Source organism: Chryseobacterium gregarium DSM 19109, assembly GCF_000430845.1.
GTDB lineage: Bacteria > Bacteroidota > Bacteroidia > Flavobacteriales > Weeksellaceae > Chryseobacterium > Chryseobacterium gregarium.
The window spans coordinates 114,888-128,770 of record NZ_AUMU01000006.1 but is presented as its reverse complement, the minus strand read 5'-3'; the positions used below and the strand labels follow the sequence as shown (position 1 = coordinate 128,770).

Genomic DNA, 13,883 nt, shown 5'->3' with positions numbered 1-13,883 from the left:
AAATGAATGGTTTCAGACTTATTTTAAAAGTTGACGGTTTTTATTTCTTCACCAGACTTATCACCTGGTTTTCCTGCTTAGAGGCCACGCCCCAGATCTGCCTGAATGCCGGATAATATTCTTTGGGATAATTCGGGCTTAAAATTTTTGTCGTAGAAATAACTTCTATGGTTTTGCCTTTCTGCTCTGCGATATAGCTGTATTCAATTTCTTTATCTTCTGTCACTATTCTTTTGCTTTTAGGCATTTCTTCAACAGTATAGCCTTCCGGAATTTCCAGAACAATCTTTTTCACCCGTGTGAAGGGAGAAGTGAAGTCGATCAGGTATTTCCGTGCTTCTGTCTGATCAAATTCATTGGAGCTTTTGCTCAAAAAAAGCATCGGGTTAATAATCATCTTCTTCCCGATTTTATCAATCAGGTTATCCGAAGAGAACTTCATGGTACTTTCAAAATCACCGTTTTCCAGTACTTTGGAATCTATACCGGTAAAATCTATGGCAAAGTTGTCCTTGTACTGCTTTTTGTATTTATCGGCATTGTCATCATAATTTTCCTTGGCAAACATGGCATAGGTTCCTGTATCGCGATCGGAATACGTTCCTGAAATACTTCCGTCATCATTGATTTTGGCCTCTGCCGTCAGGTAAGTAAAGCTCGTTTTGGCATTGACCATCGATAACTGCTGTACTTTTTCTTTGGCCATCAGAATCCCGAACTGGTTCCAGTCCCTCGGAGGCAGCTGGTCCATTGAAGACTGTTTTGCCGTAGCATCATATAAGTGGAACCCGTCTTTTGCCTGAACGGCGGCAATCACAAAGTTCATATTGGAAATGTTGGGTGATGCCATATTGATGAGGCCGTTGCTTACCGTAGAAATGGCAAGTGGGTCGGCTTTGATTCCTGCTTCACGAAGCATCATGATCAGAAAAAGATTGATCTCGGCAGCATTCCCGGTTTTTGTTTCCAGCATTTTTTTGATGCCGTCTTCGGCGTAAATACCCCTGTCTTTATTCCATGTGAACGTATTTTTTACATAATTAAAGACCGCGTCTGCTTTTGCCTTTTCGTCATGCATTCCTGAAATCCCGGCAGGCATATATTCTTTTGCCAGTCTGGTTTTCTTCAGTTCCCCTCCGAAGTCCTCGTTTTCATACAGCCTTTCTTTGATCTGCTCCCAAGAGGAGGAATACAGTTTGAGTTCCTTAAAATTGGTGGAATGCAGTTCTGCGCTTATTTTTGTCCGGTAGTTCCTGTCATTATTAATAAACTTTTCACTTTTAAAGCCTTTTACGTTTTCATAGCCGAACCTATAGGTTCTATAGCTTACACCATACATCATCTTTTCATCAACCTGCCGGTATTTAGGGTTCAGAAAGCCTGTATAGTTTACATTGTAGGCAATACTGGAAGGACTATCCAGTACATATTCGGTATATAAAGATGGTGTATCCGTTTCAATTAATATTTCAGGAACAATAAACAGAAACGGAGAATTCACTTCATACTGGTATTCGATGACCGAACCGTTTTTCACATTCGGAAAGGCAAATTTTGTAATGGAAACATACTTGCTTTCCTTGCTTTTATACTTTGAGCTTTTATCAACTTTTGTTGCCACTGAAGCTCCGTTTTCAAAGTTATAGGTAAAAGCCTTCATTTTGGAAAGTGTTTCCTGACTGCTCCCACTCTGATAAAGGGGGATCTCAAGATTCAGCCAGTCTTCCGCTTTATCCTTGTCATAGATCTTCACCCTGTAAAATGCTTTTTTTATCAGGTTGCCCGTATTGTTATCGACACTGAAATGCAGGGATTTGTACAAAATTTCTGCCGGGGCATTTTCATCCAGCGCTGATTTCTGCTTTGATAAATCCGCATCACTGAAGGCGGGAGGCTCAAGGAACTGGTGCTTCTGTGCTTCAAGAAACATAAAATTCAATGAGCACAATGCCAGAAGAAGTATTTTTTTCATGGTTAGATCTTAGAAATTAGAATTTTTGAATTGTCTATGTTGATTGTTTTTTTTCTGAAATTAACGTAATCGTTGTATTTTTCCTTCGGATAAAGTCCTTTATTGATTCTGATGGTTCTGTTCACTTTCAGTTCATCACCATTTTTTACAAAACTCAGTGTATAGGTTCCAAATTCTGAATTAAGCAAAACATTATCAGGAACTTCATCTATCTTATAATTTTTAGGAAGTGCAAAATTGATTTCATATTCATCTTCAAAAGACTGTCTCAGTTCAAAAGGCAGTTCTCTGTTTTCATCAGTTTTGTATATTTGGTTCGAATAAATCGGCACTGCCCTGAAAATGATGCTGCTGCCTGCATTTTTAGAGTAATTGCCGGCTTTAAAATCAAGATCAAATTTTGCAACTGCGTGGTCTCTATCATTCAGGAAGTTTTTCATCTCAATTTTTTCGAAATTCAAAATATCCATAAGGCTTTTTACAGCTTCGTTTCTTTCTCTCGGAGCCATGGCAGACAATACCAGGTTGTTATCATACTGAATCCCGGTGTATGAAAAGCTACCTTCCCCTGAAATACTGTTGTCTTCATTAAGCTTTATTTTTAACAGCTGCCGTTCTTTGTTCTGATCTGCCGTATAAGAAGGAGTATACATAATCTCAATACCCTCTTTTTTAACCATAAGTACATTCCTATCCGTTGTGGTATACCCTAAGTGATTGAATGCGATCTGCTGGGAAGTATTTTCAAGCCAGATATTTCCTTTTTCAGCCGGAACCATCAGAATAATATGGTTCCCGCCCATTTTAGGGAAATCAGGATCGAAAGAAATATTCGAAGGCCCCGAATTGATTTTACAGTAATAAGAAGGAATTCCTGCTTCATCTAACAACGTTTTCATGTAGGTAGTAAGCCCCTTGCAGTCTCCGTAACCCTTTTTCTGTACTTCATCAGGCAGCATCGGCTGCCACCCGCCGATTCCCAGGGCAACAAAAATGTACCTCGTTTTGCTCTGCATATACTGATACAGTGTCTTTACTTTTTCTTCCGTACTTCCCTGCAGGTTCAAAGCTGCAACTTCTGCTTTAATGGATGGAGTAGAGACAAAAACAGGCTGTAAGATATTCTGGTAATACCAGGTTCCGAAATCTTTCCAATTGCTGATTGTTCCCTGTTTGCCCTCTAAATTAAATCGGGTTAACGCAAAACTTACTTTTGGCAGAATTTTTTCAGGTTGCGGCAACAGATTGCTATCATCTATCGCCGGAACATTTTTATAGATATACAGTTTTTCGCCCGCATTTTCACTTTCGGTAACGGCAGCGTAATTATATTTTGACGGATATGTTTTTGTTTTAAGCTCTATCCCTGATTTGTTGATGATTTTCATCTGCGATTCTTCCAAAGAAACCTTAGTAGATCTGAAAGGCATGAAATCCGGCATAAAAACGGTATTTTCATCACCGATCTGATACGTAAACTCGATAGTATAAGGATATTGTGTCGGTGTATATGATAAAGCCATGACCCTGTTATCCGAATAAAAAGTTCCCTGATTGTTATTCGCAAAATCTCCGAAATCCGACTTTGTGTATGATTTTATTTTTTTTCCGGATTCATCATAGATATTGACTTTTATATCAGAAATATTATCCCCTTTTTCATAAGGTATAAAAACCTGGGCATCTGAATCCCCGTCTTTATTAAGCACTGTAGTTACTGTATAATACTGGTATTTTATATCATCAATTTTATTGATCTGGATTGTTGTAAAGTCTTTCCTGATAACGGCATCTGCATTCTTCTTCAAGTTTTCAGGAATGGCAGAAACCGGGAAGTTCTGTGAATGGTATAAGGAAGCTATCGAAAGGGCCCCAATACAGAATATTTTCATCATGGTTATTAAAATTTAGCAAAAGTAATGAAATCTTAAGGACTGCTGAAATTAATTTTTGATGAATAAGGTATAAAATCATGAAAGGAACTGATAAATAAATTTCTAACTTAAAAAAATATTTTAACAGATGGTTTCTTTGTTTTCCCACCATAATATTCAACATCATATAAAAACAAAAAAAGACTCCATTTCTGAAGTCTTTTTTATTAGGTTTAAAGATTTTATCTAAGCATCGATTTTCGCGTACTTGGCATTTTTCTCGATGAATTCTCTTCTTGGCGGAACTTCGTCTCCCATCAGCATAGAGAAAACACTGTCTGCTTCTACGGCATTATCAATGGTTACTTGTTTCAGGATTCTGTTTTCAGGATTAAGCGTAGTTTCCCAAAGCTGTTCCGGGTTCATTTCTCCAAGACCCTTATAACGCTGAACTTCTACCCCTTTTCCGTCCGGAGACATTTCCAGGGTAAACTCTTCCCGTTCCTTTTCGTTATAGGCATAAATTTTCTTGTTTCCTCTCTTCAACAGATACAAAGGCGGCTGAGCGATATAGATATATCCGTTCTCAATCAGTTCTTTCATATACCTGAAGAAGAAAGTCAGGATCAAGGTAGAAATGTGAGATCCGTCAATATCAGCATCGGTCATGATCACCACTTTATGATATCTTAATTTGGCAATGTTCAATGCCTTACTGTCTTCTTCAGTTCCTACAGAAACCCCAAGCGCGGTATAAATATTTTTGATCTCTTCGTTGTCATATACTTTGTGAAGCATTGATTTCTCAACATTAAGAATCTTACCTCTCAACGGAAGGATGGCCTGGAAAAAACGGTCACGCCCCTGTTTTGCCGTTCCTCCCGCGGAATCTCCCTCTACAAGGAAGAGTTCAGATTCAGCCGGATCTTTGGATGAGCAGTCAGATAATTTTCCGGGAAGCCCGGAACCACCCATCGGGGATTTTCTCTGAACCATTTCCCTGGCTTTTTTAGCAGCCTGTCTGGCTTTTGCCGCTAAGACAACTTTCTGAACAATGATTTTTGCTTCGTTAGGATTTTCTTCCAGGAAGTTGGTCAGCATTTCCCCTACGATTTTATCTACTGCCCCTGAAACTTCAGAGTTTCCTAATTTCGTTTTGGTCTGTCCTTCAAACTGAGGCTCCATGACTTTTACAGAAATCACGGCAGTCAGTCCCTCACGGAAATCGTCTCCGGTAATCTCCACTTTTTCTTTTTGGGGAATCCCCAGATCATCAGCATATTTCTTTAAGGTCCTCGTCAGCGCACGCCTGAAACCCGCCAGGTGAGTACCTCCTTCATGGGTATTGATATTATTGACATAGGAGTGAAGATTCTCATTGAACGAGGTATTATACCGCATGGCCACTTCCACCGGAATATCATCTCTTTCCCCCTCCATGAAGATCACATTCTCCATAATAGATTCACGGTTTCCATCGATGTATTCAACAAATTCCCTTAAACCTCCGTCAGAATGGAAAATTTCAAAAGCAAATGTTCCGTCGTCATTAGGTTCTCTTTCGTCCACTAAAGTAATGGTGATCCCTTTGTTCAGGAAGGCAAGCTCGCGCAGTCTTGCAGCAAGCGTATCATAATTGTAAACCAGTTCCTGGAAAATCGTACCGTCCGGTTGAAAGAAAACTTCCGTTCCTCTTTCATCGGTAGTCCCTATCTCATCAACCTGGGTCAATGCTTTTCCTTCGGAATATTTTTGCTGATATAATTTACCGTCACGGCTTACCGTAGCGACCAATAAAGTGGAAAGTGCATTCACACAGGAAACCCCGACTCCGTGAAGCCCTCCGGAAACTTTGTAAGAATCTTTATCAAATTTTCCTCCGGCCCCGATTTTGGTCATTACCACCTCAAGAGCCGATTTCTGTTCCTTTTCGTGCAGGTCTACCGGAATACCTCTCCCGTTATCTTTTACAGAGATACTCTCTCCTTTATGAATGGTTACTAAAATAGTATCACAGTATCCTGCTAAAGCTTCATCAATAGAGTTATCTACCACTTCATAAACCAAATGATGAAGACCTCTTACGCCTACATCACCAATGTACATAGATGGTCTTAATCGAACGTGTTCCATACCTTCTAAGGCCTGGATACTGCTAGCTGTATATTGTTTTTGACTCATATAAAAAATAATGTTTTCGCCTAATGCAAAGACCCACAAATATCGTGATTTTTTTCGGGATATGAAAGTTAAAATATGTCAAAAAACACTGATTTTTCCCGGGAATGCAAAGTGATTTATTCCAAAAAACACCAAAGTTAAAATCTATTCTTTAAAGCGATACTGTTGTAAATCATACCGGATATCTTTAATTTATGCTTACATTTATTTGATTAAAATTTGATATGATGGACGATTTTCTTGCAGCCCGTGCGCAGATGGCCATGTCACTTGGATTCCATATTATTTTTTCGTGTGTCGGTATGGTGATGCCTTTTCTGATGGCTTTTGCCCACTGGAAATATCTGAAAACAAAAAATGAAGTATACAAAGGTCTCACCAAAGCCTGGAGCAAAGGTGTTGCCATCCTTTTTGCCGTCGGAGCCGTTTCCGGAACAATGCTTTCCTTTGAATTAGGATTGCTCTGGCCCAACTTCATGAAGCATGCGGGACCGATTTTCGGGATGCCTTTTTCCCTGGAAGGAACCGCATTTTTTATCGAAGCCATTGCGATCGGTTTTTTCCTTTACGGATGGGACCGTTTCAACAAGTGGTTCCACTGGTTCTGCGGATTTCTGGTCGGCATAAGCGGACTGGCTTCCGGAATCCTGGTAGTCGCTGCCAATGCATGGATGAATTCCCCCGCAGGATTTGATTATATCAACGGGCAATACCTGAATATAGACCCGATAAAAGCCATGTTTAACGACGCCTGGTTTTCACAGGCTCTTCATATGAGCGTTGCTGCTTTCTGTGCTACGGGATTTGCCGTGGCAGGCGTCCATGCATTCCTGATTTTAAAAAAGAAAAATGTTGAATTTCATACCAAAGCGTTCAGGATTGCCGCAGGCTTCGCCATGATCGGAGCATTCGGAGCCCCTCTCAGCGGGGATACTGCAGCAAAATCCGTCGCTGAAAGGCAACCCATCAAACTGGCTGCCATGGAAGCCCATTTCAAAACAGAAAGAGGAGCCGCTTTTGTCATCGGCGGAATTCCTGATGAGGAAAGAGGTGAAATAAAATACGCAATAAAGATCCCGAAAGTATTAAGCTTTTTGGTCTCCAACGATTTCAACCATGAAGTGAAAGGACTGAATGATTTCCCCCGGGATGAATGGCCGCCTGTTGCCGTGGTGCACTATGCCTTTCAGATTATGATTTTCTTCGGTGTGGTGATGATTATTATCGGAATGATTTATCTGTACGCTTTATTCTTCAGAAAAGAATGGCTGGACAGAAGATGGCTGCTGAAAACATTTTTAATCGCCATGCCTTTCGGGTACATTGCCCTGGAAGCAGGCTGGACGGTAACGGAAGTCGGGAGGCAGCCCTGGATTATCTACGGGATTATGAGAACCGTTGACGCGGTAACGCCGATGCCAGGGATCCAGTATTCTTTCTATTTTTTCACGGCCGTTTTCGTTTCATTGTCTTTGGTGATCGTTTTCCTGTTAACAAGACAGATCAAGATGGTTCCAAAGTTGTATGACCCTACCGACCCTCAGTTTAATCCTAAAAACACAAAATCATGATTTACGTCGTTATAGGTTTCCTCTGGCTGGCTATCTGCCTTTATGTTATTTTAGGCGGGGCAGATTTCGGGGCCGGAATTGTGGAGCTTTTTACCAAGGATAAGAACCGCCCTAAAACACAGACCATCATGTATGAAGCTATTGCTCCGGTATGGGAAGCCAACCATATGTGGCTGATTATTGCGATTGTTATTCTTTTTGTAGGGTTTCCGGAAGTGTACACTACCCTTTCCACCTATCTTCACATTCCGCTGGTTTTAATGCTGATCGGGATTATTGCCAGGGGAACGGCATTCACGTTCAGGCATTATGATGCGGTAAAGGACGACTGGCAGAAAGTCTATAATCAGATCTTTTACTTTTCAAGCCTGCTGACTCCTTTCTTTTTAGGATTGATTGCCGCGGCAACTATTTCACGGTCTATCAATCCCAATGCAGACAATTTTTTAGATCTGTATATTTTCAGCTGGCTGAACTGGTTTGGGGTTGCCGTAGGATTGTTTACCGCTTCCATCTGCGCTTATCTTGCTTCAATATTCGCATTAAGGGAAACGATAGACCGTATGGAATTAAGCCTGATGATTAAAAAGTCAAAACAAACCATGATTTTTGTGGTGATCACCGGCCTCCTTGTTTTTCTGGCGGCTTATCTTTCTGACATCCCTCTGGTCATGTGGGTCTTTTCAAAGCCTTTGGGAATCATGGCCACCTTTTTTGCCACTATTTCTTTAGGTTTGATTCTCAGGGCCATGCACATAAGAAAACTGCTTCCCGTACGGGCCCTGGCCGGATTTCAGATCATCATGATTCTGGTTGCGGCCACTTATCAACATAATCCCAACATCATCCTGTTTTCCAATGGCCAGCACCTTTCTTTACTGGAACATATTGCCGCTCCGAAGACGATCTCCGCATTGGGATGGGCGCTGATGCTAGGTTCCGTTTTTATTCTGCCGTTCTTGTTTTACCTGATGCTTTCTTTCAGCAAACAGCGAAGACAGTTAAAGGAAACCGCAAGACCTGAAACACCGATTAAATAAAATCAATTTATTATATCAAACAAAAAAATCCTCTGCAGTTAAATTCTGCAGAGGATTTCTTATTATATGTGATATATATTAAATCAATTTCATTAATACATTTTCATCAATTTTTTCCACTTTTACCAGATTATTCTTGGTCAGAGTCTTAGAAGCTTTATCCCATTTTTTACCGGACAACTGGCTTCTTTCCTTCACCTCAGCGAGTGAAAATGCTTCTTCCCGGGAATTTAAAATTTCAAGGATTACTTTTTCATCCTCGCCCAGTTCAATCTGAGGAACTGTTTTTTCAGGTTTCATCTGAGGGAAGAACAGTACTTCCTGGATGGATGCGTTGTTGGTTAAGAACATGATCAGCCTGTCCATTCCGATTCCCAATCCTGACGTTGGCGGCATTCCGTATTCCAACGCTCTCAGGAAATCCTCATCAATAAACTGCCCTGCTTCATCATCTCCTTTTTCGGCTAATTTCAGCTGCTCTTCAAAGCGCTCCCGCTGATCGATCGGGTCATTCAGCTCGGAATAGGCATTGGCGATTTCTTTGCCACAAACCATCAGCTCAAAACGCTCTGTAAGCCCTTCTTTGGTTCGGTGTTTTTTAGTTAAAGGCGACATTTCTATCGGGTAATCGGTGATGAAAGTCGGCTGGATAAAGTTCCCTTCGCATTTTTCACCGAAGATTTCATCGATTAATTTTCCTTTGCCCATGGTTCCGTTCACTTCAATCCCGATCGATTTTGCAAAATCAAATAATTCCTGCTCGGTTTTTCCTGTGATATCGAAACCTGTGAATTTCAGGATCGCATCCGTCATAGATATCCTTTCATATGGTGCTTTGAAATCAACTTCATGTTCACCGAAAGTAGCTTTTGTTGTTCCGTTGACCTGAACGGCGCAGAATTCCAATAATTTCTCCGTGAAATCCATCATCCAGTTGTAATCTTTGTAGGCTACATAGATTTCCATGGCGGTAAATTCCGGGTTGTGCGTTCTGTCCATCCCTTCATTCCTGAAGTTTTTTGAGAATTCATAGACCCCGTCAAAACCACCTACGATCAGTCTCTTTAAATATAATTCGTTGGCGATTCTTAAATATAACGGAATATCCAGGGCATTGTGGTGCGTGATAAATGGTCTTGCTGCCGCTCCGCCGGGAATCGACTGTAAGATCGGGGTTTCCACTTCAAAATAACCTGCTTCATTAAAGAATGTTCTCATCGCGTTGAACAGTTTTGTTCTTTTCACGAAAACCTCTTTTACCTGAGGATTTACCGTTAAATCCACATAACGCTGCCTGTATCTTAATTCCGGATCGTTGAATGCATCATGCACGACACCGTTATCATCGGTCTTTGCCTGCGGAAGCGGACGTAAAGATTTGGTTAAAAGGGTAAAGTTTTTTACCAGAACGGTTTTTTCCCCTACCTGCGTAGTGAACAGTTCCCCTTCCACACCGATGATATCACCGATATCCAGAAGATGCTTGTAGACTTCATTGTATAAAGTCTTGTCATCTCCCGTACAGATCTCGTCCCTGTTAAAATATACCTGAGTTTTGCCCGTAGAATCCTGTAACTCAGCAAAAGAAGCTTTGCCCTGAATCCTTCTTGACATAAGCCTTCCTGCAATCTTTACCTGTTTACTTTCAGCGAAATCCTGTTTTATAGATTCTGTGGTATCTGTAATTACATATTCCTCTGCCGGGAATGCATTGATCCCCATTTCAACAAGCTTGTTCAGCTTTTCTCTCCGGATTATTTCCTGTTCTGATAATTGCATTGTATATATTTAAAATAACGTGCAAAATTAACGATTTTTGAATTGATGGTCAATGCCTTTTCTCAGAAATATAATTTATTTCATATCAAAGCAACTCTGCATGATCGGTCAACCACCGTTATAGAAACCAATCTTTACGATGGCGTGGGGAAATAAAAGTCCAGGCTAATATCCTGCTTATTTTCTGGCCTTGGGCCATATCTATAATTTTGAATTCTAAAGCTTTATGCTTTTTTAAAAGCGAAGTCAGCTTAAATAAATTATCCTTTTTCGATACCAGGCAGGTAAACCAGAGAACCTGTGAGGAATACAAAACACTTTCATTGATCATGGTTGTGATAAAAGCCAGTTCGCCGCCTTCACACCACAGTTCGGAAGACTGTCCTCCGAAATTAAGCAAAGGCTTTCGGACGATTTTTTTATTAAGGTTCTTTGTTTTTCTGAGGTTTCCCTTTAAAGCGGCTTCTTCAGAATCATGAAAAGGAGGATTGCATATGGAAAATGCAAACCGGTCTTCAGGATCAACAATATTTGTAAATATATGTTTGGGTTCGGGCTGGTATTTTAATTCGACTGCAGGAAGAAAATCAGGATTATGATCCAGGATATTCCGGGCATTTTCCAGAGAATCTTTGTTACTATCAACTCCGATCATGCTCCAGCCGTACGACCGGTGGGCAATCAAAGGATAGATGAGATTGGCCCCTACCCCGATATCAAGACCTTTCACAGACGTTCCTATAGGAATCTCCTTCTGTCCAGCCAGTAAATCTGCAATATAATGCACATAATCTGCCCGGCCAGGAATAGGCGGACAAAGATTAGCCTCGGGGATATCCCAATCCTTAACCTCGTAAAAAGACTGCAATAAAGCTTTATTAAGTAATTTTACAGCTTTCGGAAGGCTGAAATTGATAGTTGCCGTCTGATAAGAATTAATAAAAACATACGGCTTCAGTTCCGGCACACAAGAAATAAGCCGATCAAAATCATAAGGATCACGATGCAGGTTTCTTGTGTGCAGACTGGATTTTTCGGCAGACATGTGTTACTTTTTCTTCAAAGACAAAATATATCCCACCATTTTTTTAGCATCTTCTTTGGACACCTGTGGATGGGCAGCCATCGGGACATTTCCCCAGACCCCGCTTCCGCCTTCTATGATTTTGGAAGCCAGCATTTCGGTATCCTGATCAGAATACTTATCTGCGATTTCCTGATAAGAAGGCCCTACCATTCTCTCGTTAACCGAATGGCAGCCGGAACAGTCCAGCGCCTCAATAATCTGGTCCCCTGAAAGGCTTTTGCTTCCGGAATCCTGCATTCCTGCCGTTTCAGAGGGTGTACCTTCCACCGGAGTATTGTCTTTTTTAGAACAGGAAAAAACAAGCAGTGCCAAGCTTCCTGCCAAAAACAGTTTTTTCATTATTTCGTAAGGGTATCTGCTTTAGCTTCGTTAGCAGGAACCGACATGGCAGCATTTACGTCAGCCTCAGGAGTTTCACGGGTTGTTGCGCTGGAATCCACTACCGTAGGGGCCTCCGGTTCAGCCAACATCGTGTTGCTGTCCTGTAAATCATGATCAGGCTTTTTTGAGCAGCTGACAGCCAGTAAACCTCCGATAAATGCGATCGCTAATACTTTTTTCATTTTTTCTTTATTAAAATTATTAAGCAAAAATATAAAAAATAAATGTTAAAGATGATGACTTGTGCGTATTTTACAAGATACTTGCCTGTAAAAACGATCAATAAAGCAACAGATGAAAACTTAGGTTTTTATTTTTTCCCATTTTTGTTTTTTGTATAAAAAAAATTATATACATTTGTCCTATGTTTACTAACAGCAATAATATTTGGTGGTGGCTTTCACACTCTTCGTCGGGTCTGAAGCTATTGTCGTGCTGTTAATTCATCTTACAAAAGAAATAATAAAGCAATATAATAAAAGACTTTGACGGATCACCGTTGAAGTCTTTTTTATTTATACCCATTTAAAAAATACCCTGTGATGTTCAGTAAAAAAATAAAAATTAAAACCGTTTCCAAAAAAACACTCGGTGACCTGCAGACTCCCATGAGTATTTACCTGCAGATGCGTGACCGGTTCAGAGATACCATTCTTCTGGAAAGCTCGGATGCTAAAAATATGGACAATAACTTTTCATTTATTGCCATTAATGCGATTGCCGGGATTGAAATAAAAAACCTGACTGAGTATGAAATAAAATTCCCTCAGCAGGAACCTGTAAAACAACTGATCGGCAACCAGACCATCGCAGAAGTTTTTGAACAGTTCTCCAATAGTTTTGACTGTGAAAAGACGCATGATTCCATAGAAGAAACCGCACAGAGCCTCTTTGGATATACAAGCTTTGATGCCGTGCAGTTTTTTGAAAAACTTACCTTTAAACCTCAGAGTCCGGAAGTTGAAATCCCTATTCTCCGATACAGGCTGTATCAGTATGTGATTGCCGTCAATCACTATAATGATGAAATGCATCTTATTGAAAATCAAATTGAAGGTGTAAAATCTGAACGGTATTTACTGGAAAGCCTTATGAAAAACAAGAATGCCGTTATTTATCCTTTCGAGAAAAACGGGGCAGAGACTTCCAACCTTACGGATGAAGAATATATCGGACTGGTACAAACGGCACAGAAGCACTGCATGAGAGGCGATGTTTTTCAATTGGTCTTAAGCAGGAGATTCCAGCAGAAATTTACCGGTGATGAGTTTAATGTATACCGTGCCTTACGGACTATCAACCCTTCGCCGTACCTTTTCTTTTTTGACTATGGCAACTATAAATTATTTGGATCCAGCCCTGAAAGCCAGTTGATTATTAAGGATAACAAAGCGGTCATCCACCCTATAGCCGGAACCTTCAAAAGGACAGGAGACTTTGACACCGACCTTGCCTCTATCGAATCCCTTAAAAACGACCCGAAAGAAAACGCAGAGCATACCATGCTGGTGGATCTGGCCAGGAATGATTTAGGGAAAATGGGAAAGAATGTTACCGTTACCAAACTTAAGGAAATCCAGCTTTTTTCCCATGTCATCCATATGGTGAGTGAAGTTACCGCCGATCTACCGGAAAACACGAAACCGTTTGAAATGGTAGCCACTACTTTTCCGCAGGGAACATTAAGCGGGGCACCCAAACATAAAGCGCTGCAGCTGATTGACCAATATGAAAAAGATTCCCGCGGATATTACGGCGGCTGTATCGGAATGATCGGGCTGAACGGTACCTGCAACCAGGCGATCATGATCCGGACTTTCCTGAGCAAAAACAATACTTTGTATTATCAGGCCGGTGCCGGCCTGGTGGCAAAATCGGATCCTGAAAGCGAACTGCAGGAAGTCAACAATAAACTGAATGCCCTGAAAAGAGCTGTGGAAAAAGCAGAAAAGCTGGTTGACAGTTATTAAAAAAACAAAACAATGAACAGCAATATAA

The 13,883-nt window shown here is 40.8% G+C and carries 10 protein-coding genes; 3 read left to right on the top strand and 7 right to left on the bottom strand.

The genetic code is table 11. The features are described from left to right. Positions 1-40: 40 nt before the first annotated feature. The 3 genes from H561_RS0107260 to gyrB form a co-directional block, all read right to left on the bottom strand. Positions 41-1,972 (bottom strand): transglutaminase-like domain-containing protein, encoded by a 1,932-nt coding sequence (locus tag H561_RS0107260; RefSeq protein ID WP_027386407.1) that lies wholly within the window; start codon positions 1,970-1,972, stop codon positions 41-43. A gap of 2 nt (positions 1,973-1,974) precedes the next feature. Then, a complete protein-coding gene (locus tag H561_RS0107255; protein WP_027386406.1) occupies positions 1,975-3,867 on the bottom strand; it encodes a DUF3857 domain-containing protein in 1,893 nt (630 codons plus the stop codon). 225 nt (positions 3,868-4,092) lie between these two features. Beyond that, positions 4,093-6,027, bottom strand: a complete 1,935-nt coding sequence (gene gyrB / locus H561_RS0107250; RefSeq protein WP_027386405.1) for a DNA topoisomerase (ATP-hydrolyzing) subunit B — start codon at positions 6,025-6,027, stop codon at positions 4,093-4,095. Between the two features lie 227 nt (positions 6,028-6,254). On the opposite strand from gyrB, the gene H561_RS0107245 reads away from it, so the two are divergent. After that, positions 6,255-7,598 (top strand): cytochrome ubiquinol oxidase subunit I, encoded by a 1,344-nt coding sequence (locus tag H561_RS0107245; RefSeq protein WP_027386404.1) that lies wholly within the window; start codon positions 6,255-6,257, stop codon positions 7,596-7,598. Further along, a complete protein-coding gene (locus H561_RS0107240) occupies positions 7,595-8,638 on the top strand; it encodes a cytochrome d ubiquinol oxidase subunit II (RefSeq protein ID WP_027386403.1) in 1,044 nt (347 codons plus the stop codon). The genes H561_RS0107245 and H561_RS0107240 overlap by 4 nt, the downstream gene beginning before the upstream one ends. Before the next feature lie 78 nt (positions 8,639-8,716). Here H561_RS0107240 and lysS read toward each other — a convergent pair whose 3' ends face one another. From lysS to H561_RS24160, 4 genes are all read right to left on the bottom strand, one after another. Beyond that, on the bottom strand, positions 8,717-10,417 hold the full coding sequence (gene lysS, locus H561_RS0107235) for a lysine--tRNA ligase (protein WP_027386402.1): 1,701 nt from the start codon (positions 10,415-10,417) through the stop codon (positions 8,717-8,719). A gap of 118 nt (positions 10,418-10,535) precedes the next feature. Next, positions 10,536-11,462: a 23S rRNA (adenine(1618)-N(6))-methyltransferase RlmF gene (gene rlmF / locus H561_RS0107230; RefSeq protein ID WP_027386401.1), complete on the bottom strand. Its 927-nt coding sequence runs from the start codon at positions 11,460-11,462 to the stop codon at positions 10,536-10,538. Between the two features lie 3 nt (positions 11,463-11,465). Then, entirely contained in the window at positions 11,466-11,843 is a 378-nt protein-coding gene (locus tag H561_RS0107225) for a c-type cytochrome (protein ID WP_027386400.1), read from the bottom strand. After that, positions 11,843-12,067, bottom strand: coding sequence for a hypothetical protein (locus tag H561_RS24160; protein ID WP_027386399.1), 225 nt, complete (start codon positions 12,065-12,067; stop codon positions 11,843-11,845). The genes H561_RS0107225 and H561_RS24160 overlap by 1 nt, the downstream gene beginning before the upstream one ends. A 360-nt stretch (positions 12,068-12,427) precedes the next feature. On the opposite strand from H561_RS24160, the gene H561_RS0107215 reads away from it, so the two are divergent. Continuing rightward, a complete protein-coding gene (locus H561_RS0107215) occupies positions 12,428-13,855 on the top strand; it encodes an anthranilate synthase component I family protein (protein WP_034761610.1) in 1,428 nt (475 codons plus the stop codon). The last annotated feature ends 28 nt before the right edge of the window (positions 13,856-13,883 follow it).